Origin of the sequence: Lachnospira sp., assembly GCF_016290755.1 — a bacterium.
In the GTDB taxonomy this organism is placed as follows: Bacteria; Bacillota; Clostridia; order Lachnospirales; family Lachnospiraceae; genus Lachnospira; species Lachnospira multipara.
In genome coordinates this window covers 1-25,700 of record NZ_JAEEVD010000009.1, presented here as the reverse complement: position 1 = coordinate 25,700, position 25,700 = coordinate 1, and the positions used below count along the sequence as shown (strand labels likewise).

Below are 25,700 nucleotides of genomic sequence, written 5' to 3'. Positions count from 1 at the left end.
TCAAGCCTCCATTTTCCGCCAATGCTAAACGTTTACCCCTATATATTTAATTCTCACCGCACTGACAATACATTATATAAATTATATCACATTGGTTTGGTATTTTCCATACTTTTAATGAAAAAATCTAATCTTTTACGCAAAGCTTTCACATATATCTAGGTTAATAATCTATCTTCTTAAAAATGTATCAAAGATACCCCTTGCTAAAGAAGAGCCAATGTCCCCACCAAGCTTTTTACCAAAACTACCTCCAATACTATCACCAATTGACTTGCCTACTTGTCTACCAATCTTACTAGCACTTGATTGTAAGGTTCTATTATAATTGGATGAAGTTCTCCGTTTTGTTGTGCTAGTAGGCTTGTATTCTTTTGGCCTTGGATTAGTAGTTCTAGTGCTTGTAGATCTAGACCTCCTAATCGTTGGTGTGTTATTCACGTTTCTCTTTTCGTTTTGATTGTTATCTATAGTGGTTCCACTCGGATTAAGACTTTCTCTAGCCTTTAATCTTGCCATAAATTCATAAGCAGATTCATTATCAACATAAGTGGCATATTTAGTATTTAACTCATCAGAAACTATGACTTCATTTCTAGCCTCATCATTTATAGCTCCCATCATGCTTCTTGGTGGTAAAATCTTTGTTTTTTCAACTATAGTAGGAATACCATCCCTATCTAGAACCGATACTAGTGCTTCACCAATTCCTAAATTAGAAATAGTTTCGCTAATATCAAATTCCGAATTTGCTCTAAAAGACTCTGCCACAGCCCTTACCGCCTTTTGTTCCTTTGGAGTATAGGCTCTAATTGCATGAATTACCTTATTAGACAATTGAGCTAATACCTCATCAGGTATATCGTTAGGGGATTGTGTAATAAAATAAATACCCACACCCTTGGAACGAATTAATTTAACCATTTGACTAACCTTATCGATTAACACCTTTGGGGCATCATCAAAAAGCATATGCGCCTCATCAAAGAAGAAAACCATCTTAGGCTTGTCTAAATCTCCTGCCTCAGGCAGACTTTCATATATTTCGCTAATCAACCATAAAAGAAAAGTCGCATAAAGCTTTGGATTTAGCATTAACTTCTGACAGTCTAATACTTGAATCCAACCTTTTCCATTTTCATCCTGGGAAAACCAGTCATTAATATCAATTGCAGGCTCAGCAAAAAATGTCTCACCGCCGCTAGCCTCTAAAGAAACAATAGCTCTTATTATAGCTGCAATACTCTGCTTAGACATATTACCATAGCTAAGGGAGTATTTGTCCGCATTATCAGCTATATGTAAAAGCATAGCCTTTAGATCTTTACAATCTATAAGCAAAAGTTTCTCGTCATCTGCAATCTTAAAGACTATATTTAAAATGTCTGACTGCAGGTTGTTTAACTCTAATATTCTTGAAAGTAGCATAGGACCCATTTCCGAAACCGTAGTTCTTAGTGGTATGCCCTTCTCTTGATAGACATCCCAAAAAGTAACTGGAAAAGAATCTAAGCAAAAACCATATTTCTCAAGTCCCAATTTATCTACTCTATTCTTGATATTATCTGACATTTCACCAAGATATGATAACCCTGCCAAATCCCCTTTGGCATCCGCTAAAAACACCGGAACACCAAGTTCACTGAAAGATTCGGCAAGCACCTTTAGGGTTACTGTCTTTCCTGTTCCTGTAGCTCCTGCTATTAGACCATGTCTATTAGCCATTTCAGGAAAAATGTAAACCTCTTTATCATTGGCTTTACCTATCAAAATTTTATCTTCATATAACACTTCAAATTCCCCCTTGTTAATTTAAACTAACTTAATTATCTCAAATTATTATCTTAATAACAAGGTTTTATTTCACGCACTATACTTCTATCTATTCCATTCGCATCTTAATGTTATAATTTTATCAGTCTTTGTGATTATTTTAACGATACTATTTAAATAAAAACCATAGTGGTCACATATGTAGCCACTATGGCCTTATATTTATAATTTATGCAGTAAATCTTATATCTTACTTATCGTTAGCAGCAACTACACCTGGTAATTCCTTACCTTCAAGGAATTCAAGAGAAGCTCCACCACCTGTTGAGATGTGAGTCATCTTGTCACCAAATCCTAAATTATTAACAGCAGCAGCTGAATCACCACCACCGATGATTGTTGTTGCATCCTTTAAGTTTGCAAGAGCTTCAGCAACAGCTACAGTACCCTTTGCAAAGTTATCGAATTCGAATACACCCATAGGTCCATTCCAAACAACTGTCTTAGCATCCTTAAGAGCATCCTTGTATAATTCGCAAGTCTTTGGTCCAATATCCATACCCATATCGTCTGCTTCCTGATGTCCAGCTTCAACAATCTTTGAAGGAGTATCATTAGCAAATTCCTTAGTTGTTACTGTATCGATAGGAATTAATAACTTAACGCCCTTAGCTTCAGCCTTAGCCATCATTTCCTTAGCATAATCAAGATAATCATCTTCTACTAATGACTTACCAACTGAGCCACCCTTAGCCTTCTGGAAAGTATATGACATACCACCACCGATGATAAGAGTATCAACCTTATCAAGAAGGTTATTAATAACTGGAATCTTTGATGATACCTTTGAACCACCTAAGATAGCTACGAAAGGTCTAACTGGATTATTTACAGCATTACCAAGGAAGTCAATTTCCTTCTGCATAAGGTAACCAACAACAGCTGTATCAACAAACTGTGTAACACCAACATTTGAGCAATGAGCTCTATGAGCTGTACCGAAAGCATCATTAACAAATACATCAGCAATTGAAGCTAAGTCCTTAGAGAAAGCTTCACCATTCTTTGTTTCTTCTGCTCTAAATCTTGTATTCTCAAGTAAAATGATATCGCCATCGTTCATTGCTTCAACAGCAGCCTTAGCATTATCGCCAACTACAGTATCATCAGCAGCAAACTTTACTTCTTTACCAAGTAATTCTGTTAATCTCTTAGCAACTGGTGCTAAAGAAAATGCAGCATCTGGTCCCTTTGGCTTACCTAAGTGTGAGCAAAGAATAACCTTACCACCATCTGAAACTAACTTCTTGATTGTTGGAAGAGCAGCTACAAGACGTGTCTCATCAGTAATCTTATCCCCATCTAATGGTACATTAAAATCACATCTTACTAAAACTCTCTTACCCTTAACGTTGATATCATCAACAGACTTCTTATTTAGCATATTATTTTCCTCCATTATAGAAAATGATTCTGTAATTGAGCTACAGACCAATTAACACCCAAACCTTGATGTTTGATGGTCTATATCCCAATTACATCTTTTTTAAAAAAACCGGAGAACGCTATTAATAGAATTCTCCGGTTTTAATTTTTACAACTATAAATCAATAAAATTATTGATTACTTATTCTAATTAACCTAATTCTAAATTAACCTAATTCAGCGAAGTACTTGATTGTTCTAACCATCTGGCTTGTGTATGAATTTTCATTATCATACCAAGAAACAACCTGTACCTGGTATGTTGTGTCATCAATCTTAGATACCATTGTCTGTGTAGCATCGAATAATGAACCAAATCTCATACCAACGATATCGCTAGATACGATTAATTCTGTATTGTAACCGAATGATTCTGTTGCAGCAGCCTTCATAGCAGCATTGATAGAATCAACTGTTACTTCCTTATCAGACTTAACTACAGCGATAAGGATTGTTGTAGAACCTGTAGGTGTAGGAACTCTCTGAGCAGCTCCGATTAACTTACCGTTAAGTTCTGGAATAACTAAACCGATTGCCTTAGCAGCACCTGTTGAGTTAGGAACGATATTAGCAGCACCTGCTCTAGATCTTCTTAAGTCACCCTTTCTCTGAGGACCATCAAGGATCATCTGATCACCTGTGTAAGCATGAATTGTTGTCATGATACCAGACTGAATTGGAGCAAACTTGTTAAGAGCATCAGCCATAGGAGCTAAGCAGTTTGTTGTACAAGAAGCTGCTGAAATAATCTTATCATCCTTTGTTAATGTTTCATGGTTTACATTGTAAACGATTGTAGGAAGGTCATTACCAGCTGGAGCTGAAATTACAACCTTCTTAGCACCAGCATTGATATGAGCCTGTGCCTTAGCCTTTGATGTATAGAAACCTGAACACTCAAGAACTACATCTACACCAATTTCTCCCCATGGGCAGTTGTTAGCATCTGGTTCCTTGTAGATCTTAATTGTCTTACCCTTTACTGTAATTGTACCAGCCTCATCATCAGCTGTTACGTCATCTTCATGACCAAGCTCTACATATCTACCCTGTGAAGTATCATACTTTAAAAGGTGAGCAAGCATTGAAGGTGTTGTTAAATCGTTGATTGCTACTACTTCGTATCCTTCTGCACCGAACATCTGTCTGAATGCAAGTCTACCGATACGGCCAAATCCGTTAATAGCTACTTTTACTGACATAAATTGAATCCTCCTAAAAGTGATTTTACATTGAATTTTAGTTTGTTAAAAAATCAACTATTAGTTATTTTACATAAATTTTGTTTAAATATCAAGTGGTTGTCGTTTTAATTTTCACAATTCTAAAAATTTAGCAACAAACAACTAATATTTAATTTAAACCTTGTTTAAATTGCTAAAAAACCCTTGTATACAGTATGCTTTATACATATTTTAGAGTACTAAAATAAGGTTATTAGTTTCTTTTTGTTAAAAACATATAGGAAATTTTGCCCAATGCCAATTTTTTAACCTTCTAAAAACTCAAACTACAACAAAAATAATCATCTTACTAAATTTCATAAAATTCCGCTTTTCTATCCTTAAAAACGGAATAATATTTAAATCCTAATTCTTTTAGCATATTATAAACTCGATCAAATTCATATCCTAAATAATCAACACTATGAGAATCAGAACCTACGGTAATTATCTCACCTCCTAGTTCTTTATACAATTTCACTATATTAATATCAGGATTAGGATTTTTAAGACCATATTTAAGGCCCGCTGTATTAACCTCAATTCCCTTACCCTGATAAATTAATGACTTTAAAATCTCACAAAAATAGTCATAATAATCTTTCCAGTTATAATTTACATCCTTTTCTGGGGCATATCGAATTATATAGTCTAAATGACCGTAAATATCGAAGTTGTGGCAAGTTTTTATATTTTCCATAATACTCTCATAATACTTTATAATAGTATCCTTTACTGCCCTGCCTTCCCAGTAACTTGGATAGTAAGGATCTTCTCCTTCCACCAAATGAGATGAGCCAATAATAAAATCTAGCTTATTCTCAGGATCATATGAATCCACACGGCTAGCCACTGATTTCATAAGTCCCTGCTCAACTCCAACTCTTATATCAAAGGAACCTCTAAACTCCTCCTTAAGCTTTAGCATATAGTCTAAATATGCCTTAAAATCCAAATCAAAAACCACTTTTCCATCCTCAAGTGGAAAGTCATAGTCATTGTGATCTGTAAAGCAAATGCCCTTCATGCCCTTTTCTTTTGCTAACTTAATATAGGCTCTTGGGTCTGCCTCTGAATCTGAGCTAAATCTAGTATGTAGGTGGCTATCAAAACTTATCATATTAATTTTTCCTTCTCTTTATATTTATACTTTTATAATAGCCTTTATGACATCATATGGCAATTATAAGTTTGATATTTTAACGCCAAAAAAGCACAACCGGGAGGAGGTTGTGCTTTTTCCACTGTAATTAATAGTGCCGCAATCACTATTAAAAACTGTATATTAAGTTGTTCACTACTTAATGTAACTTTATTATAGCAAATATATATATACTTGCAATAGTACTTTTGCCCTATTTTTATAATTTTCTTTAATTTTAGTAGGTATGACATTTAGAATAGTTACTAAACAAGCAGTAAAATAGCCCTTTCTAGGAATTTCACTTTCTAGAAAGGGCTTTAAAAATTTTTATTTGTTATTATAACTTTAGTGTAAAGAATTAAGCTCTTGTTGTATCAATTCTTTCTCTTAAGTCATTCTCTTTTTTGTTAACATCATACTTTCTTGTGTATTCATCAAAGATAAGCATGTATTCGTCATCCTTTAATTCCTTGACGCTCTTTAAATAGCTATGAGATGCGATTTCTGAATCTTCGATCTCAATCATAGCAACTGCTATATTAGAACAGTGAGCACCAATTCTTTCCATGTTAGTTAATAAATCGTTAAAGGCAAATCCCTGGTTATAAGTACAAATACCCTTACTTAATCTAACAATGTGTCGAGTCTTTAACTCATTACATAGAATTGTAATGTGTTCTCTTAAAGGCTCTACTCTTCTTGCAAGTAATACATCGTCATTTGTAAAGGCTGTCTCTGTAATTTCAACGATTTCAAGAACCGCTGCACGTAATACACTAACTTCATACTCAGCATAGTCAGAAAAGCTTGTCTTCTTCTCGTGAAGTTCTAAGGCTACCTTTGAAAGGTTAACAGCATGATCACCTAATCTTTCAAAATCACCGATAGTATGTAAGAACTTAGTTACCTGCTTTGTCTGTGCAGGAGAAAGAGATGTACCTGTTAACTTCATAAGATAGTTACCTAACTTATCTTCGTATTTATCAATTACATTTTCCTTTTCCTGAATAACCTTATATCTTTCATCAGAGTAGTTGTTCATAAGCTCAACTGCTCTTAAAATATTCTTTCTTGACTTTCTTGCCATACCATTAATAGCTTCATGTGACTGATTAATAGCTAAATCAGGGTATGCTAAGAATCTTTCTTCAAGTAATTCAAAGTCAGCCGAATCATCTGCATCTTCTGGATTATCCTTAATAAGACGATGAACTAACTTATCAATGTACTTAATGAATGGGAATAACATAACAACTGTTGCTACTCTAAATATTGTATTAAGCATAGCAATTGTCACTGGTCTCATAGCCATATCCATAAATGGGAATCCACCAATTACAAAATTAATTGAGTAAACAACAATCGACCAAAAAATCATACCAAATAAGTCGTTAATTAAGTAAACAAGGGCTACTCTCTTACCATTCTTGCTACTTCCAATACTTGAAAGTAAAACTGGAGCTGCGGCACCAACACCAATACCCATTGTAATTGGGAATGCTGCTGCAAATGTAATGCCACCTGTTACTGAAAGCGCCTGTAAGATACCTACTGAAGCCGAAGCACTCTGTAAAATAGCAGTAAATACAATACCAACTAAAATACCAAGAGCTGGGTTTTTAAACATTGTAAGTAAGCTTACAAAAGCTGGGCTTGATTTAAGTGGAGATACGGCAGAACTCATTGTCTGCATACCAACCATAAGGATTGCGAAACCAAGCATGATATCGCCAACATTTTTATAAGTATTCTTCTTAACAAATGTCTTAAAGATAATGCCTATAATAGCTACGATAGCTGAAATAGTTGCTGTTGAAAGAAGTGAAGCAATACCGCTTACTCCATCGATATATGACAAACAAAGTATCCAACCTGTAATACTTGTTCCTATATTAGCACCCATGATAATACCAATACCCTGAGCTACCTTCATCATTCCTGAATTTACAAAACCAACAACCATAACTGATGTTGCTGATGATGACTGAATTACCGCTGTTACAACAGCGCCTAATAAAACTCCCTTAATTGGAGTATTTGTTAACTTATAAAGGGTAGTTTCTAACTTATTACCCGCCACACGCTTTAAGCCATCGCCCATGACTGACATTCCATATAAAAATAATGCAACGCCAAGAAGCAATGAAAGCACAATAGAAATAACTTCCATATCTTATTCCTTCACACTAAATCCTTTCTTTTCTTAGTCCTAAACAATAATAACTTAAAAACACTAGTAACATCAAGCATTTTATTCAAATAAGATTATATTTAATCAGAATAAATCAAACTTTAACTAATGTTTATAAGGCTCTGTTTCTAGTATAGAAGGAGCACTATCCCACTCTTCTAACCTTGCATCGTACTGATCTTTCAACCAATTTATAAGTTCTAGACGACCCTCTTCGCTATAGTCAAACTCCTTAGAACTTATCTTTTCTTTAGGAACACTACATGAGGCATAAGGTCCCTGCCAAACATTACCTCTTAAGATAAAATCTGGCTTTTCGCCATCTCTTTCAATGAGATAACGCATGCCTCCATGCTGCCCACTATATTTTCCACCATAGGCAAAAAAATTAAAGGGCATAATTTCATTTTCATCTAGCATATCTTTGTTTCTCCAAAATATAGTTTTAGCACATATTTATTATATCAAACTATTTTCTATACTAAAAGATTTCTTATGATGAAAATTTTGTGTTTAGTTTGGCCTATATTAACTAATTAGTCTATTGAAAATGTTTCTAAATAGGTAAAAGGCGACGCACAGACTAAGTTTATCTCCATTATTTACACTTATATCCATGCATCGCCTTTTTATAAAAAAGACTCAAGTTATCGAATATTAAATTCGTCAATCAGAGCATTTAAGCCCTGTGACTGAGCTGATAGGTCACCAGAAACCTGGCTAGCCTGTACAGCTGTGGCAGAATTTACATTTACAACACTAGAAATCTGCTCGATACCAATGTTGATTTCCTTCATGCTTGATGCCTGCGCATTAGCTCTATCCTTAGAAGCCTTCATCATTTCAGCAACTGCAGATACAGACTCCTGTACCTTCTTTAAGGCAAGAGTAGTCTCCTCAACCGCTGCATTACCTGTCTTAATTTCATTCATTGTATCATCAATAAGCTTGTGAGTATTCTTTGCTGCTGTAGAACTTTCATTAGCAAGTTCACTAATTTCTTGAGCTACAACTGCAAAGCCACGTCCAGCCTCACCTGCACGAGCTGCCTCAATACTAGCATTTAATGATAAAAGGGCTGTCTGAGAAGCAATACTTTCAATAGTACTTGTGATCTTCTCAATTTCACTAGAAGCAATTGTAATTCGCTCCATAGCCTTTGTAACGCCACTCATCTTTTCTGTACCAGTCTCTACATCCTTTACAACAATGCTTGCTGACTTCATAGATTCAACTGCATCCTTTGCAAGAAGTTCCGTCTGTTCTGTAACAAGTTCAACAGAGGCTGTAAGCTCTTCTACAGCTGCTGCCTGGCTTGAAGTACCTTCCGATAAGTTAACAGATACATCCTGAAGATTTGCTGCACCGTCTGATACGCTAGCACTGGCCTCTTTTACATTTTTCAAAGTACTAGAAAGCTTATTAGAAATATCTATAAAGGCTGCGTTAATAGCCTTGTAATCTGCAATATAAAGCTCTGGATTTGAGCTACCACTTCTAAAGTCGCCCCCTGCCATCTTATCGGCAGTTCTAATAATATCCTCAGTAATTGACTTAATAACCTCTGTAGCCTTCTCTAAGTCTCTTGCCATGGCTCCAAGCTCATCCTCGGAATCACATTGAATATCAATGTTAATATATCCATCTGCCATATCCTTAGCCGCCTTTGAAATCTCCATAGACGGAGACAAAATGCTATCATTAAGGACCTTACTTGACATATTAACAAATATAACTGCTATCACAATAAATAAAACAGAAACTACAAGTAAGACAATTGTTGCAATCAAAGATGTTCTAAAAGCCTTCCAAGCTGTGTCAAAACTATCAGAAGAAATAGTCTTTAAATCTGATGCCATAGTCTTTACTGCAGAATTTACATCTTCATTTATAAACTTGTAAATGTCTGCCTCATTAGACATTCCCGTTGTTGTAAGCTCTCCTTCAGCAAAAAGTGCAGTAAGTTCACTAGTTAAAGTGCCTAAGGTCTTAATATCCTTTCTTACAGCTTCAATATTTTCATCATTATCATAAACATCTTCTAGGTCAGATAAAAATGTGTCTAACTCTGATATTTTTTCCTCACAGCCATCTAAATGACTATTTAGGTCTTCTTCGGTTCGATCAGAAAGTGCCCACCAGGCATTCTTTAAATAAGCCTGAATGTCAATTCTTAACTCGCCCTGAAGATTGTCTTGCTTATAATACTTATTATACATAGTATAGGTACTACCTAAAGAATAAAACGTTGTAATAAGAAGTATTATAATCGGTAAACCAAGATAGATGTAAAGATTTTTGAAAATGTATTTAAACTTATCAGCCACCTTCATCTTCTTAAGTTTTCCAGCCATTGAATCTTTAAAGTTCATATGCAAAAAACCTCCAATTCCTAATATTCAGTTATACACGATATTGTTAAAGTAATAATACCACATTATGCATATATTCGCAATGCTATAACAGTAAATTTAACAACTAAAATAACTTATAAAAGAATTGGAGGTTGTACCCCGACTGAGTTAAAAATTATTATTTGACTTATGCATCAGATCTAGCAAAAGAATTCTTCATACCGCAACTTGCTGTATAAAGCACCTTATCAAGGGCATCATCTGTCTCTTTTTTAAGCATCTCTGCAATAGCATCATTGCAGTTAGCAAGCTTTCTAGATACATTTGCAAAATCCTTAGATAATAATTCCTTATCGAAGGCATTAATCATCTCGTGGCCCTTAGAGTGTACCTTATTCTGGTAGCGCTCAATGTGAATAGCTGTTGTATTGTAGTGAGCATCAGCCATTGCGCCAATAAGTCTAGATGACCAATAGTAATTATCTGTTGAAACTCTAGCAGTTGTGTTAGCTAGATAATCTGGTGTTCTATTAACATTTGCATAGAAAGGTGCTGAAACATTAAAAGCATTAGAACCCACTGAAATCCACTCTAGTGCCATAAATTCCTTTGGCATATATGGACGAAGCTGAGTAATAGCAAGGAAATTGTTTCTGCTAATACCGATTGGTCTATACTTACCCTTATTAGTAAGGTCACCAGTCTTGCCATATGGATTATATGGTGTTCCCTGATAATATGAAGATAAGACGTACTTTACATCCTCAATTGTAATCTTCTTTTCAGGAACAAAGCTCCATGGAATATCATCAGACTCAGGTGTGTAATCTGCACCCTCACCATCCCATGTGTAAGTTGTAGGATTTAAGTAACGAGCCATAAACCAAGCTCTAGGTGTGTTATAAGTGTGGTCTGAATCATCATGAGAACCAAGAGCTGCTCTAATATCAAAAGCCTTATCCTCTTCAATCTTATAACCTTCATCATGCATGCCAAGGTCTAGATGATTATCCTTAATGAAATCAAGCATATCCTTAGAGCACATGTGATTTTCCTTCTTTGAAAATGCATCTACAAAGTCAAAGAAATCAATACCCTGCTGGTTTGGCATAACCACGTAGGCATCATCTGGAACTCTCTTTGCAATCCAGTGATGACCGCCAATAGTCTCAAGCCACCAAACTTCGTCTTTATCCTGAAAGCCCACACCATTCATCTCATAAGTACCATATTCCTCAAGAAGGGATGCGAAACGAAGCACGCCCTCTCTTGCTGACTTAATGTATGGAAGCACGATTGTAAGCATATCCTCTTCGCCAAAACCGTCCTTTACAAGTGGATCAGCACCAAGAACTCTTGGATTACTAGTGATTGTCTCTGTTTCTGACATAGCCACATTTAATTCGTTAATACCTGCCTCGCCCCAGATACCTTCATTGTCAATTGCATTAGGCATTGCTGTGTATCTAAGAGGGTTTGCTGGTAATTTAATCTTAAACTTTGAAAGCACTGATCTATAAGATCTAGGCTGCTTTCCCTTATTTACTGATATAAATTTCTTGGCTGTAAATTCACCAGATGGTGAGTCTTCATTACGAGCCATTAAAGTAGAACCATCATAAGATGCGTTCTTACCTACTAAAATTGTTGTACAAGCCATTTTATTCTCCTTCCAAGCCTAGTAATGTGTTTCGCTTAAATTATATGCCTTACTTTAGCTCTCGTCTAGCTTGCTAATGATTTATTTTATGCAATCTTTATTCTTTCTTGAAATATCATAAGCTATTTCAGTTAATTCTTCCTTTGTAATTGTAAAAGGTGCCACTGAAAGCTTAGCCTTATTATTAAATAAATCATTAACTGTATTATCTAGCTCTTTATTTAGCTTAGCCTCTTCCACTTCTACTTTTTCACATACTAGTGCATATAGTTTTTCAAACTCTTCAACAGAGGCAATTCCTGCAGTGTTGAGGATAAAATTAACCTCAGCTTCGCCTACTGTGCTAAATTTATTGTTCAAATTTGTTTTGAAATAATCAGATAACTCCTGTGAAAGACATGTCCATTTTTTACAAGCTATCTTTAAATAGCCCGCAAGAAAATATCCACAAGCTCTACCATGCTCCACGCCTAAATTATAAGTAAATGCATAGCTAAGACCGTGTGGAATTGCAGTACCAGTTTGAGCGATTGCCATACCTGCATATGTAGATGTACGAAGCAAGTTAAAATAATCGCTAAGTTCAGGCTTTTTCTCACCCTTAACTACTGGCAATACATTTTTAAAAGAACTAAGACCATCAAGACATACAATTCTAGAATAAATAGTTGCATTGTTGTTTACATAGCTCTCCACTAAATGACAAAAGGCATCCATTGCAGTGTTTTTAAGAACCTTTGGGCTAAGACTTTCTAAATATTTTCCATCAAGTAAAGCGATGTCACCAAAGATCTTAAAGCTAATTGACTGCTTTGTCTTAATATCATTTCTTGTAAGCACCGAAACTCCTGTAACCTCTGAGCCTGTTCCACAAGTTGTAGGAATTAGGCATAAAGGTAGGTGACTATCGTCGCCGCCTGCTCTAAATAAATATGAGGAATCCTCCTCTGGATGCTTTAACATAAGTGCAATTGCCTTTGCTGCATCAAGAGGTGAGCCGCCGCCAATAGCCACCACAAAGTCTACATTTTCATTCTTTGCAAAATCCACTGCCTCCATAACGGTCTCAACTAGTGGATTTTCTTCTATCTTATTAAAATGTATATAAGAAATATTATATTCATCAAGTGCCGCTATTACATCATCTAAGCTACCATTAGCCTTAGCTGAATGCTTACCTGTAACAATTAATGCTTTGCTACCAAGTTTAGCTATTTCTCCCGCTTTTTTTCTAACTACATCTGTCTCTTCAAAAACCTTTACAGGCATATAATAAGTTGCCATAATGTCTCCCTAATCAATCTTTATATTGACCTTTCGAAATGTAATTCTCTCCTGATATTGCGGAATTGTAAGAACCAACACTCCTCCAGCCTTTTGTTCTAGCCTACAACCATCTGGAAGTAAATCGTTACTAGTTTGAACTAAAGCATCTGACACAGATAAATTAGTCTTATCAATTATTACCTCACTAGCTAAAATCTCACTTGGGGAATAATTGTAAAACTCTGTTATCTCCTTTAGCTCAACTTCCTTTGAACCTCCATATAAATCTGTAATTGCCGGCTGAATATTATAATAATAGCCCTCTTGATTTTTATCAAGTTTAATAGCCGCTAGCGCAAGTAAATTTACAATTCTTTCGCATTCCGCATCAACAATAAAAGATTCATCGATTAAGTTTAGCTTTGTATAGCCTGAATTTGTTAAGATTTCAAAGTCGTTGTAGCCAGCAATATAGATTCCATCAATGCTGTCTAAATCTAGAGCGTCTATACTAGTCTCATTATCTGGACTATAAATAGTTCCCTCATCTGCTGCCACCTGTATCTTTGATTCTGTCTCCTCTTCAGAAATTCCAACACATGTGGTTTTAAAATAAGCCATAGCAAATGTTGCAAAAAGCACCACTGCAGCAATTAGTAAAAGCATGAAAGTCTTATTGCTCTTAGAAATTGGTTTAGAATCTCTAATCTCCATAATAACTCCTCCAAACGTATATCGATATTAAATTTTATCACCCTATGTGTATATTTTAACAAATTTAAGGGTGTGAGGCAAGGGGGGTGAGGTAAGGGGGAGTGACCCGGGGGTACGCCTGGCGCTCACATAACTTTTTGAAGGACACGCTCCCGCTAAGCTAACCGCGTAGCAGTAGATAAGGCTTTCCATTGCCCTACGGGCTCGGAAAGCCTAACTACTGACGCGGTTAGAATTGTCTTCAAAAAGTCAGTGAGCTTCAGGCTTACGACCCTAGCTTACTCCCCCTCGCCCCACTACGGCGAGATGCACTAGCGGTTGGCTACTGTGGAGAGTGAGAGAGTTTAGATGCCGGGAGGTGTAAAAATTATGCAATGTTTGGATAATAAGAATGGAAAAACGGTGTGGCGGTTGTACCGACCCCCAAAAGTTAGACCTAAAAATCTAACGATTGGGAGGTCGATATTTTTATGGCTAAATATAGTTTTGAATTTAAAAAACAATTAGTTTCTGAATATCTTAGTGGAAGAATTGGTGGGGATTCTCTCGCTCGAAAGTATGGTATTAATCGAAGCCAGTTATGGTTTTGGATAAATACATACAAAAAATTCGGAGATGAAGGATTAAAGAGATCTCAAAAAAAGAAAAATACTCTTTTGAAAAGAAACTTTTTGTTGTAGAGTTATACTTATCAAGTGAAATCTCGTATCAGGATTTAGCTCTGCAAGAAGGAATTACTAATCCAAGTATGATTACAAACTGGGTTAATCGCTTTCGCATTTCTGGTCCTGATGCTTTGAGACCACACAAAAAGGGGCGGAAGAAAACATTGGACAAATCTAAGATAAATAATAAATCTCAAGAAGTAGAAGAAAAAACAATTGATACCAGTGCTGAGCATGTAAAAGAATTGGAAGATGAGCTTCTTAAGTTAAGAATCGAAAATGCTTTTTTAAAAGAACTGAGGAGGCTGCGTTTAGAGGACGAGGCAAAAATGAGAGAACGGCGCTCGTCATCAACAGCCTCCGAGGAGAATTCAGACTAAAAGACCTTCTCTCTTATACCGGAATGCCTAAAGCAACATACATGTATTGGCAAAAAAGATTTGATAGAGAAAATCCAGACAAAGAAATTGAAGAAAAGATGTTGGAGATTCGAAAGGTTAATAAGGATTATGGTTATCGCCGAATGTTAGGAGAGCTTAAAAATCAGGGATACTGTATCAACAAAAAGAAAGTACAAAGAATTATGCAAAAACTTGATTTACAGGTCACTTCATTCACTCGAAAAAGCCGTAAGTATAGTTCTTATAAAGGTAAGGTTGGAACTGTCGCACCTAACAGAATACGTAGACGTTTTAATACAAATATACCACATCAAAAGATTACAACGGATACAACTGAATTCAAGTATTATGAAGTTGATGAAAAAGGTCATATGAACATGCATAAACTATATCTGGATCCATTTATGGATATGTGTAATGGTGAAATACTAAGTTACGGAATTGACAAGACTCCTTCAGCTAAGAATGTAATGGACGCATTGGACAAGGCTATTGAAATTACTTCAGACTGCCCTTATAGAAGAACCTTTCATTCTGATCAAGGCTGGGCTTACCAGATGAAGGCATACTCTTACAGATTAAAGGAAGAACGAATCTTCCAAAGCATGTCCAGAAAAGGAAATTGCCACGATAACTCAGTTATGGAAAACTTCTTTGGGCTACTAAAACAAGAAATCTATTATGGTGTTGTTTATTACAGTTATGAAGAATTAAAATCAGAAATCGAGCGATATATAAAGTATTATAATGAACAAAGAATTAAAGAGAAACTAGGATGGATGAGTCCTGTTCAATACAGGCTTAGCCTCTTGGCTGCATAAAAACAGCGTAGCAGCCAAAAACTGCTACGCTTAAAAAGTCTAACTTTTGGGGGTCACCTCAGGTGCCCCACTGGTTTTTCCTTTTTTTGAGAGGGTGCTGCCGGATGGCTTATGACTTACGACGGAAGTTTTCGTATCTTATGTTTAGAAAATTGGGTAAAAAAATGGTGGAGCTTTGCTCCACCTATTTTTTCATATAATGCCTCACGGCTTATTTTAGTATGCACAATTTGGGCATGCCTGGAAATTTGCGATTTCCTTTACTGATGATTCCCAAATTTTATTGCAATTTGTACACTGAGCTTTGAAAAGGCCATTGTTTAACACTTTCTTTACCTTAACCTTGCCCTTTGTGTTTCTTATAACATTAAAATAAAGGTTCTTGTCCCATTCGTCTGTCATTTCTGACTTTTTCTTTAAAGAACCGCAATTTGTACAGACACGTCCTTTGTTAATAATTACATTAACTTCGTCATCGTAGATTTCACCACATCTTTTACATTTAACCTGAATGTACTTGTTACCATTCTCGTACTTTACAAGGTCAAATCCCAAATATTCTAGTCTAGAACCTAATCTTTTTCTAACTGGTGATTCACTCATAACCGTCTCTCCTTCTATTTCTATATCATTTCATACTTATAAGCGATTTTGTCGCACAAGAAGTTATTTTAACAGAAAATAGTTGGACTGTTAATAATATTATTAGTATAGAAGAGTCGAAGCTAGATTTCATGGGACTTTCCAAATTTATTTTTTTAGAAAATGTCTTTTTATGACAATTTATCTAGCTCATATGGTGTCTGCTGGTATACATAATAATTTAACCAATTTGTGTAAAGGTTATTTGCGTGACTCCTCCAAGATAGGATTGGCTTTCTATTGCAGTCATCATCAGGATAGTAATTTACCGGAAGGGCAGGATCTATGCCTTTTTCCAAATCTCTTTTATATTCCTGATCTAGAGTGTATCTATCATATTCTGGATGGCCCATAATAAAAATCTGCTTGCCATCTTCTGTCATAACGATATAGATTCCAGCTTCTTCTGAGTCTGCAAGTACCATCAATTCTTTATTTTTAAGGATATCTTGTCTTGAGGCTTCTGTATATCTTGAATGTGGTGCCATGAAAATGTCATCAAAGCCGCGCACCAAAGGCTCTTTACGGTTCATTACCTTGTGCTTATAAATACCTGATAACTTATTTTCAAATTCCACCTTACCAACTCCAAAGTGGTAGTAAAGTCCGGCCTGTGCGCCCCAACAAATATGAAGGGTTGAAGTTACATGCTTTTTTGACCATTCCATAATTTCAGTAAGCTCTTCCCAGTAGTTAACCTCGTCAAATTCAAGCTTTTCCACTGGTGCCCCTGTAATAATCATTCCATCAAAGTTGCGGTTTTTGATTTCAGAAAATGTCTGATAGAATTTACGTAAATGCGAAGCCGATGTATTCTTTGACACATGACTTTCTAATTGTAAAAATGTGACATCTAACTGAAGTGGTGTATTAGACATAGAACGAAGTAGCTGTAATTCTGTATCTTGCTTAATTGGCATAAGATTAAGAATCAAAATTTCAAGAGCTCTGAAATCCTGAGATAGGGCTCTATCCTCGTCCATGACGAATATATTTTCTTCCTCTAATTCTAACCTTGCAGGCAGGTCGTTAGCGATTTTTACTGGCATAATATTTTCCTCCTAAACTAACTTCTAGTAACTAAGCTGCACATTGTAAAGCGGACATTCGGAATCCGCTTCGCTACTTCCTTATGAAAGAAGGTCCTCTCTTCCAATAAGCTTAATGAATTCCTCCTCAGTAATAACTGGAATTCCTAGCTTAGCTGCTGTTTTATTTTTAGCTGACTGAGACTTAGAATCGTTATTAATTAAATAATTTGTCTTTGAAGTAACAGAGCCTGTAACCTTGCCACCTAGAGACTCTACAAGATCCTTGACTGCATTTCTATTAGGGAAAATGTTAACAGTACCAGTTACTACTAGCACCTTGCCCTCTAGAATATTTGAAGTCTGAGTTTCCTGCATCTCTTCTAATTCTAACTCAGCTAATAAGCGATTAAATAGGTCTAAATTCTTCTCCTCCTTAAAGAAGTCCACTAAAGAAGCTGCAATGATTTCCCCAACACCGTCAATGTCAGTTAATCTCTTTACTGTAGCATTTAAAATGTTTTCAATAGTCTCCTTGTTATTCTCGCCCTTTAAGGATTTAACCATCATCTTAGCATTTGATAAACCAATGTTATCAATACCAAGTCCATAGATTACTCTAACTAAATTTGTCTTTCTTGAATTGTTCACGGCTTCTATTAGATTATTATATGACTTTTGACCAAAACCTTCCATAGTAATAATCTCATCTGCATGTCTTTCAAGATGGTATAAGTCTACAAAATCATGAATAAAGCCTCTTCCAATAAACTTCTCAAGAGTAGCCTCAGATAAGCCATCAATATTCATGGCATCACGGCTTACAAAATGTGTAAATCTACCTACATGCTTTGCCTGACAATCAGGATTCATGCAATATAAAGACTTAACCTCATTAATTGATTTGATCTTAGTCTCCCCACCACATACCGGGCACTTACTTGGAATCTCAAGCTTAGAACTTCTTGTAAGATTCTTAGCAATCTGAGGAATAATCATATTAGCCTTAAAGACTTCAATCTCATCTCCAATACCAAGTTCTAAACTCTCCATAACACTAATATTATGAACACTTGCTCTAGAAACATTAGTACCTTCAAGTTCTACTGTATCAAAAATTGCAACAGGGTTTAGTAGACCTGTTCTTGAAGCACTCCACTCAATCTCACGTAAATTTGTCTTTGCAGTCTCATCAGACCACTTAAAAGCCATGGAATTTCTAGGGAACTTCGCTGTTCTACCAAGAGAATTTCCATAGGCAATATCATCATAAAGAATAACAAGACCATCCGATGGGAAATCATTTGTCTTAATAGTATCTGCAAACCACTGGATGCTATCAAGTATAGTTTCCTTTGTAACCATCTTGTATTCCACCACGTCAAAGCCAAGACTCTTTAACCATTCAAACTGGCATTTTCTAGAATTTTGAAAATCTACATCATTGGCAGAAACTAAGTTAAAGGCTCTAAACTGCACGTTTCTTTCCTTTGTAATCTTGTTATTTAGCTGTCTTACTGAACCTGAACATAGATTTCTTGGGTTCTTATATTTAGCATCTGCCTCAGGAATCTGCTCGTTGATTCTTTCAAAATCTGAGTAAGAAATAATTGCCTCACCACGAAGCACTAGCTTTCCCTTGTAAGGAATATTTAGAGGTATATTTTTAAAAACCTTAGCATTATTAGTAATGATTTCGCCAATCTCACCGTTTCCACGAGTTACTGCCTTGCTAAGCTCACCATTCTCGTAAGTTAAAACGATAGTAAGGCCATCAAGTTTCCAAGAAAGGACACCTAGATTATCACCAAGCCAGTCTCTAAGAGCTTCTCTTGACTTAGTCTTATCCAAACTAAGCATTGGAGACTCGTGACGCTCTTTTGGAAGTTCTGAAAGTGTCTCGAAACCTACATTAATTGTTGGGCTATTTGAAAGCACATGACCAGTTTCCTTTTCAAGGGCCACCAACTCATCATAAAGGGCGTCGTATTCAAAATTTGACATTATCTCTGTACCCTTTGAATAGTAGGCTTCCCCCGCCTTATTTAATATCTCAACTAATTCTTTAATTCTATCTAATTTATCCATTATATTTTCTCCCTTATGTCGCATTTTTACAAATCAAAAGTCAACTAATCATCTAAAATCTTATAAAGAGTTTCCTTTTCTTTACCTGTAATCTCCCTATACTCTCCAGTCTTTAAATCTCCTAGATTAATATTAAGGATTCTAAGTCTTTTAAGGCTTGTAACCTTTCTATTGCAGGCCTTGCACATTCTTCGAATCTGTCTGTTTAGGCCCTGAGTAAGAATTATTGTGAAAGTGTGCTCATCCACCTTCTCCACCTTACATTTATTTGTAGTTCTATCTAGTTCTTCTAAGTAGATACCGGAGCGCATTTTCTTTAAAAATGCATCATCCACCTTACCATCAACACTGACAATATACTCTTTCTCATGATGATTAGAAGAACGAAGTAGCTTATCCATCATCTCACCATTATTAGTTAGTAAAATAAGGCCGCATGACTCCTTATCTAGTCGACCCACAGGATAAATTCGTGTCTTATAATTTATAAAATCTACTATATTATCTCCCTGGTCCCTTGCTGTGGTGCAAAGTAGGCCAACAGGTTTATTAAAGGCAATTAATACATCTTCTGTATTTTTACTTGCCACAAGTTTTCCATCTATTTTAATCTCATCTTCATCGCTAACTTTAGTTCCAAGGCTAGCACGTTCGCCGTTTACTAAAATCCTTCCAGCCTCAACTAATCTGTCTGCTTCACGTCTTGAACATACTCCAATGGCACTTAAATATTTATTAATTCGCTCCATCTTGATTCCTTTCTATTTGCAAATGCAAAATACACATGACGGGATTCGAACCCGCGACCTTTCGCTCCGGAGGCAAACGCTCTATCCAGCTGAGCTACATGTGTCGACATACTATTTAATATTACTATATTCTTGCGCTTCTATCAAATTTTTTCATTTATTTTCTACTTGCCAATATGAAAACTTTAGTATATACTACATAAGAATTTTCAAAATTCATTTCTATAATCATTGGTAAAGTTCTTACCACATTTCATTTTTACAAAAAGATAAGAAAAAGGAGAAACTCTATGAAATTATTAAACTACGAAGATTTCACCCAGTCTATTAAGGAGAATCTACAGACACAGTTTGATGAAGATGTGAAGATTAACATCAATCAGGTAACTAAAAACAACAATCTAAAGCTTGACGGCCTTGTAATTATTAGTCCCGGCCAGGTTGTATCCCCAACCATCTATCTAAATCCCCTATACGAAGAATATAAAAGCGGTTTAAGCCTTGATGCTATTACTAAGAAGATTAATGAAACTTACGCTAATGCCAAGGTTCCAGAATTTGCCAAAGAAGCCGATAGATATACGGATTACAATTTTGTTAAGGAACACCTTGCCATTAAGCTTATTAATTACGAAAGAAATAAGGAGACTTTAGAAAACATCCCTCATATCAGAAGGTTAGACCTTGCCCTTGTATTTCTTTGCGTCATTGACAAGGATGATAAGCAGAGCGCTTCTGTACTAATTAAGAATTCCCACCTTAAGTTCTGGAATATTGATACAGACACGCTTTTTGCAGATGCCATTATTAATGCGCCAACATTTTTAAAGCCAAACTGCTACTCCCTATTTAAGACCGTTTATGAAAAGAAGCACATGGAGCTTATGGAGCTAGACGAGGTAAGGCTTGATGATGACGACTTACTAATTCTTACTAATGAAAATAAAGTAAATGGTGCCTCATGTATCTTCTATCCTGGGGTTCTTGAAAAAATCGCTACAAAACTTGATAGTGATCTCTACATTATTCCATCCTCAATTCACGAGGTTTTAATCCTAAGAAAAACTGATAATATCAAAAAAGATGATCTTAATTTCCTAATTAATACAGTTAATCAATCTGAACTTGCTCAAACTGAGATACTCTCAGACAATGTCTATATTTACGACTTCGACGATAAAATACTTACTAAATAAATCTTTTTCCCATTTTATATTGACATTCCTCTCAATCTACTTTAATATATATGAGTATGTTTACATTAGATCGTCCGTGTCCGGCTTTAATGCGAAACAGTTTAAATTCTAAATTATAATTTTTATTAAATGGAGGTGTACGGATTGGCTAACATTAAATCTGCTAAGAAGAGAGTAATTACAAGTCAGGTTAGAGCTGAGAGAAATAAGGCTATTAAGTCTAAGGTTAAGACTTATATTAAGAAGGTAGAAGCTGCTGTTGCTGCTGGTGACAAGGCTGCTGCTGAAGCTGCTCTTACTGTTGCTATTAGCGAGATTTCTAAGGCTACTTCAAAGGGAATTTTCCACAAGAATACAGCTGCTAGAAAAGTATCTCGTATTACAAAGGCTGTTAACACATTAGCTTAATAGACTTGATTAATAATATGATTAATGAAAACCTCGTTGGAGCCCACTCACAACGAGGTTTTTTAAGTCTATTTAAGTCTAATAATCTAAAAAGCCAACATTTTAATCTAAAAGAGCCAAATTATTAAGGTATACGCTATTAATGCACTGCCCTAATAATTTGGCTTTATTTAATTTAATCCTTTAGATTTAATTCTACTTTGATGAATACTTTACAATTGCAAGCTCAACACCCATTCTATCTGAGATTCTACCCTGCTTTGCGCTCTCGTCAATTTCAGCAAAGAATTCAAGGGCATCCTTGATTTCCTCTAGACTAAAGTTTTTAGCCTGGCTTTGATACTTTCCAATAACGAAAGGCGGAAGCTTTAGGGCTGATGCTATCTCTTTATTTGAAAGATGTCTATTAGTTAATTCCTTAGTCTGTAATATTCCATTAAACTGACGAACAATTAAAAATAAAATCTTTAATGGCGCTTCCTTAAGCATTAACAATTCATAGTAAAGGCTAAGGGCTCTTTTTTGATTGTGATTAGCAAGAGCCTCAATCATTTCAAAGATGTGACTCTCTGTCTGGCTTGAAACAATTTCTCTAACCTCATTAATTGTAACCTCTTTACTATCCGCCACATAACCTTCTAGCTTATCAAGCTCCATCTTAATTAATTCCATGTTAGAACCAGTTCTAAAGATAATCTCATCACAAGCCTCAGAAGTAATCTTAATCTGATTTGCTCCAAGTACGGTAACGATCCATTTTTTCAAAACCGCACTTGTCTGAAAGCTCATCTCTGAAACGTAGCCAATGGACTGCACAGCCTTATATAGCTTATTTCTCTTATCTATTTCTTTTTCAACAAATATCAAAACAAGATAGTCTGGCAATTCTTTAATATAATTTGCAAGTTTATCATTAGACTTCTTAAAAAAGCCGCTATTCTCAACAATAATCGTCTTTCTATCACTAAAGAATGGCATTGTATCGCAACTAGAAATTAAATCGTCCACATCAATGGATTCGCCCTCATAATAGACGTAATTCATTGTGTCGTCTCCTACTAAAGCCTGCTTTAACTTTTCCTTATATTGCTTTATTAAATAGGTCTCCTCGCCATATATTAAATAGGCCTTTTTAAATTCCCCAGATTTTATATCCTTAGCAATTTCTTTCATTTAGTCACTCCTAATTATCCATTAATCCCTTCAACTATACCATGTATTAGGGCAAGAATCAAAACTAATCTAAGTATCCCCTTATAGTTAATTTCCCGGAATTCTTAGTATTTATAATAATTTCGCCAATCTTACTTGTAATATAAATTTTAGAATTTATAGCATTTAATTTATCTAAGGTTTCCTCATTTGGATGATGATATCTATTCTTAATGCCACAAGAAATTATACTAAAACTTGGCTTTGTAAAATCAATAAATTCCTTACTTGAGCTTGTCTTTGAGCCGTGATGCCCCACCTTTAAAAGGTTGATATTACTAATATCTACTCCAAAAGCCATAGCATTATCCATTATAGCTTTTTCAGCTAAAGCAGTTGCATCACCAATAGTTAAAGCCTTAAAGTCCCCGTAATTTATTAAAAAGGATGTAGAATAATCATTAGCATCCTCATAATTAAAGTTTTTAATGGGATGCAGGCATGTAATTTTAAAGCCCTTATTCTTTTGAAAATATAAGACATCCCCAGCCTTAATATATTCCAGCTTAATACCTCGCTCCTTTGCTAGTTTTATCATTTTTAGATAATTTTCGTTCTCCTCCAGCTTTTCTACATCCGGAATAACGATTTTCTTTATTTCAAGTCTATCTGCCTTTTCAAGAAGTTCAATTAAACCATTTACGTGATCTGAATCAAAGTGGCTAACCGTTATGGCCTCAAGACTTTTAATTCCTCTATATTTAAGGCTAGGATATATGCGATACTCTCCAACATTTTTAATATCAGTACTACCACCATCAATTAGGAAATTCTTTCCCTCTAAGCTAACTAGCTGGCAATCCCCCTGCCCCACATCAAGGCTAACAATATTAAGGCCTGACAGCTCCTTGTAGTGAAGATTAAGCCCAATTATTATTAGGAAAATGTATGCGCCAAATAGAGTTTTTTGAAAGAAAGAGACATATTTAAATAGAATCTCATCTCTTAGTAGTTTAGCCAAAATTATAATTACCAAAAGGATTAGATAATAAGCAATTACAAATTCTCTTCTTGGAGCCCCCGTTAAAATTATGGAGCCCTTAAAGCTTGTGCTAATCTTCATAAGTAAGCTATAAAAATCTAATATGTAATTTGAACTTCCTGCAAAAAGTAGGGATAAAAATATATTAAAAAGTCCTATGATTCCAGAAAGAAAAGCACTTACCATAAGAAGGCTAAATAGGGGAATTACAATTAAATTAAGTAGTACAGAAAGTAAAGCAACTTCATAATTCATTAGAATAATCACAGGAAGTGTAGCGATTTGAATAGATAGACTAAGGCAAAAGGCTTCACTAAGCTTTCTTTTTATCTTTTGTTTCATATCCTTTTTATTCAATTCTTCTCTTTTAAAAAGCATAAGGATTTTCTCATCATTTATAACTATTGGATAAATAAAGGCGATTGCTGCCATGGATAAAAAGGATAGTAAAAATCCCGTATTAGTTATAACGTAAGGATCATCTACTATTAATATTATCAGGCTTAAAGAAATAGTTGTAATTAAGTCATTAGACCTAGCTAGATTATCTGCAATACAATAAGCGATTAACATAATTACCGCTCTTCTACAGCTAATACCATTATTAGTAATTATTAGATAAGATAGCATAATAAATACAGCTATAATGGCCGCAACTAAATAATCTAGTTTTCTCTTTAGTAGTTTATAAATTGTAAGGCCAAGTAAGGATACATGAAGGGCTGAAATTGAAAGTAGGTGAGCTATTCCACTATCCTTAAAGTCTAGCTTTTGTTGTTCTGTTAAATCTGTTCTTACTCCAAGGGTCATGGCCTTTACAATGGCTGCTTTGTCTTTTGTAAAAATTTTATCGTAAACTCCAATTAAATTCCCCTTTAGTCTAAAAAGTTCTGGGTAAATTCCTGTTTTAGATTTGTCTATTTTTTTCAAATCTAAAATTGTAAAAGATGCCCTTATTCCAAGGGATTTATAATATTCTTCTTGATTATAATTTCCTTCATTTCTACTAGTATTTAGCCTCTTTAATTTACCACTAGCCTCAATATAATCTCCCTCTAAAAGGTCTGTATTAGCCTCTGCATAAACTAGAATTGAAAACTTCTCAGAAACAGTTTTTCCAGAAGCAGTCTTTTCAGAAGCAGTCTTTTCGCTACCATAATCATCAGCATTGTAAACATCTTTATCCACCTCAACCCTTGCATTCATAAGCCTAAAGCTTATTCCGTTTTCCGTCTTGGTGATACAAGTTACGTAACCTGATACATTTGCATTAAGCTCCTCCTTAACTTCTAGATTAGAAATTAACTTAGCTTGGTTTTTGTAAAAATACGACCTAATACTTACAATGGGAATTATTAATAGAATTATTAAATATAGATAAGAGACTTTCTTATACTCCCTTAAAGCTAGAAGTATAAGAAGTCCTGCAATTAGGACAAAAATAGTCAATTCCTGCCCTAGAAATATAGATGTAAATGCAGTTATTAATGCAAAAATAGCTGCAATAAAAATTGGTCTTTCCATAATCTTTCCTATATACTCTCAAACTATAATCTTTTTTTAAATCTAAGAGTAAAGCGGACATTCGGAATCCGCTTCGCTACTTCCTCATGAACGCAGTGGCACTTTGTGCCACCTGTCAGAAGGGGCTTTAACCCCTTCTGACACTAGTAAGCTTTATACCCCCGCTTAAAGCTT

At 35.2% G+C, this 25,700-nt stretch carries 18 protein-coding genes, 1 tRNA gene and 1 pseudogene; 3 read left to right on the top strand and 17 right to left on the bottom strand.

The window, feature by feature from the left end:
• Nucleotides 1-171: 171 nt before the first annotated feature.
• From QVA17_RS04060 to QVA17_RS04015, 10 genes are all read right to left on the bottom strand, one after another.
• A complete protein-coding gene (locus QVA17_RS04060; RefSeq protein ID WP_287386630.1) occupies nucleotides 172-1,791 on the bottom strand; it encodes a helicase HerA-like domain-containing protein in 1,620 nt (539 codons plus the stop codon).
• Nucleotides 1,792-2,023: 232 nt separating this feature from the next.
• Nucleotides 2,024-3,217, bottom strand: a complete 1,194-nt coding sequence (locus QVA17_RS04055; protein ID WP_287386626.1) for a phosphoglycerate kinase — start codon at nucleotides 3,215-3,217, stop codon at nucleotides 2,024-2,026.
• A 208-nt stretch (nucleotides 3,218-3,425) separates the two neighbouring features.
• The gene (gap, locus tag QVA17_RS04050; RefSeq protein WP_027430602.1) at nucleotides 3,426-4,460 is read right to left on the bottom strand and encodes a type I glyceraldehyde-3-phosphate dehydrogenase; all 1,035 of its coding nucleotides are present in this window, start codon (nucleotides 4,458-4,460) and stop codon (nucleotides 3,426-3,428) included.
• Nucleotides 4,461-4,791: 331 nt separating this feature from the next.
• Entirely contained in the window at nucleotides 4,792-5,601 is an 810-nt protein-coding gene (locus QVA17_RS04045) for a histidinol-phosphatase HisJ family protein (protein ID WP_287386621.1), read from the bottom strand.
• 382 nt (nucleotides 5,602-5,983) lie between these two features.
• Nucleotides 5,984-7,795, bottom strand: coding sequence for a Na/Pi cotransporter family protein (locus tag QVA17_RS04040; RefSeq protein WP_287386620.1), 1,812 nt, complete (start codon nucleotides 7,793-7,795; stop codon nucleotides 5,984-5,986).
• A 126-nt stretch (nucleotides 7,796-7,921) separates the two neighbouring features.
• Nucleotides 7,922-8,236: a hypothetical protein gene (locus QVA17_RS04035; RefSeq protein ID WP_287386618.1), complete on the bottom strand. Its 315-nt coding sequence runs from the start codon at nucleotides 8,234-8,236 to the stop codon at nucleotides 7,922-7,924.
• A 227-nt stretch (nucleotides 8,237-8,463) separates the two neighbouring features.
• The gene (locus QVA17_RS04030; protein WP_287386616.1) at nucleotides 8,464-10,188 is read right to left on the bottom strand and encodes a methyl-accepting chemotaxis protein; all 1,725 of its coding nucleotides are present in this window, start codon (nucleotides 10,186-10,188) and stop codon (nucleotides 8,464-8,466) included.
• A 169-nt stretch (nucleotides 10,189-10,357) separates the two neighbouring features.
• A complete protein-coding gene (locus QVA17_RS04025; protein ID WP_287386615.1) occupies nucleotides 10,358-11,830 on the bottom strand; it encodes a C69 family dipeptidase in 1,473 nt (490 codons plus the stop codon).
• A gap of 81 nt (nucleotides 11,831-11,911) precedes the next feature.
• A complete protein-coding gene (locus QVA17_RS04020; RefSeq protein WP_287386613.1) occupies nucleotides 11,912-13,114 on the bottom strand; it encodes an iron-containing alcohol dehydrogenase family protein in 1,203 nt (400 codons plus the stop codon).
• 9 nt (nucleotides 13,115-13,123) lie between these two features.
• On the bottom strand, nucleotides 13,124-13,810 hold the full coding sequence (locus tag QVA17_RS04015; protein ID WP_287386611.1) for a hypothetical protein: 687 nt from the start codon (nucleotides 13,808-13,810) through the stop codon (nucleotides 13,124-13,126).
• Nucleotides 13,811-14,280: 470 nt separating this feature from the next.
• Here QVA17_RS04015 and QVA17_RS04010 point away from each other — a divergent pair.
• Nucleotides 14,281-15,697 (top strand): annotated as a pseudogene (locus QVA17_RS04010) (IS3 family transposase).
• Between the two features lie 216 nt (nucleotides 15,698-15,913).
• Here QVA17_RS04010 and QVA17_RS04005 read toward each other — a convergent pair.
• The 5 genes from QVA17_RS04005 to QVA17_RS03985 form a co-directional block, all read right to left on the bottom strand.
• Nucleotides 15,914-16,300, bottom strand: coding sequence for a hypothetical protein (locus tag QVA17_RS04005; RefSeq protein WP_287386609.1), 387 nt, complete (start codon nucleotides 16,298-16,300; stop codon nucleotides 15,914-15,916).
• Nucleotides 16,301-16,470: 170 nt separating this feature from the next.
• On the bottom strand, nucleotides 16,471-17,388 hold the full coding sequence (gene metA, locus QVA17_RS04000) for a homoserine O-acetyltransferase MetA (protein ID WP_287386607.1): 918 nt from the start codon (nucleotides 17,386-17,388) through the stop codon (nucleotides 16,471-16,473).
• An 81-nt stretch (nucleotides 17,389-17,469) separates the two neighbouring features.
• The gene (gene ligA, locus QVA17_RS03995) at nucleotides 17,470-19,455 is read right to left on the bottom strand and encodes an NAD-dependent DNA ligase LigA (protein WP_287386605.1); all 1,986 of its coding nucleotides are present in this window, start codon (nucleotides 19,453-19,455) and stop codon (nucleotides 17,470-17,472) included.
• A 44-nt stretch (nucleotides 19,456-19,499) separates the two neighbouring features.
• Entirely contained in the window at nucleotides 19,500-20,204 is a 705-nt protein-coding gene (locus QVA17_RS03990; protein WP_287386603.1) for a pseudouridine synthase, read from the bottom strand.
• 30 nt (nucleotides 20,205-20,234) lie between these two features.
• Nucleotides 20,235-20,308, bottom strand: a tRNA-Arg gene (locus QVA17_RS03985).
• A gap of 186 nt (nucleotides 20,309-20,494) precedes the next feature.
• Between QVA17_RS03985 and QVA17_RS03980 the strand changes: the two genes are divergently transcribed.
• Complete coding sequence (locus QVA17_RS03980) at nucleotides 20,495-21,400, top strand: DUF5688 family protein (RefSeq protein WP_287386601.1); 906 nt, start codon at nucleotides 20,495-20,497, stop codon at nucleotides 21,398-21,400.
• Between the two features lie 129 nt (nucleotides 21,401-21,529).
• Nucleotides 21,530-21,808 carry a 30S ribosomal protein S20 gene (gene rpsT, locus QVA17_RS03975; RefSeq protein WP_034245369.1) on the top strand — a complete coding sequence of 93 codons (279 nt, stop codon included), beginning with the start codon at nucleotides 21,530-21,532 and terminating at the stop codon, nucleotides 21,806-21,808.
• Nucleotides 21,809-22,003: 195 nt separating this feature from the next.
• Here the strand turns inward: rpsT and holA are convergent, their stop codons facing one another.
• Together holA and QVA17_RS03965 are read right to left on the bottom strand one after the other, a co-directional pair.
• A complete protein-coding gene (holA, locus tag QVA17_RS03970) occupies nucleotides 22,004-22,981 on the bottom strand; it encodes a DNA polymerase III subunit delta (protein WP_287386598.1) in 978 nt (325 codons plus the stop codon).
• Nucleotides 22,982-23,045: 64 nt separating this feature from the next.
• Entirely contained in the window at nucleotides 23,046-25,526 is a 2,481-nt protein-coding gene (locus QVA17_RS03965) for a DNA internalization-related competence protein ComEC/Rec2 (RefSeq protein WP_287386596.1), read from the bottom strand.
• Between the last annotated feature and the right edge of the window lie 174 nt (nucleotides 25,527-25,700).